This window comes from Maritimimonas sp. 2304DJ26-3 (assembly GCF_056591635.1).
The window spans coordinates 1-248 of the sequence record NZ_JBWQOK010000017.1; the positions used below are offsets into that span (position 1 = coordinate 1).

Here is a 248-nt window from a genome sequence, read left to right on the forward strand (position 1 = left end):
GGATCACTCAAGGTAACATCTATATCTGCTGTTGATGTACACCCATTCTGAGTAACTGTAATATCATTGTAAACACCTTGACTTAAGCCACTGATCGTTCCTACATTTCCTACAACATCAAGTGTTAAACTACCTGCCGTTGAGCTTACTGTATAACTACCATCTGCTAAGTCAGTAGTTGCTAGTACGATTTCTCCATCTGTACCGCCACAGCTTGTCGGGTCACTACTACTTGTAAAGGTTAAGGT

At 41.1% G+C, this 248-nt stretch carries 1 protein-coding gene; it reads right to left on the reverse strand.

What is annotated here, in order from left to right; translation table 11 throughout:
- Positions 1-248 (reverse strand): hypothetical protein (locus AC1EUV_RS13815; RefSeq protein ID WP_480199307.1); only part of this gene is annotated, 248 nt, incomplete at both ends.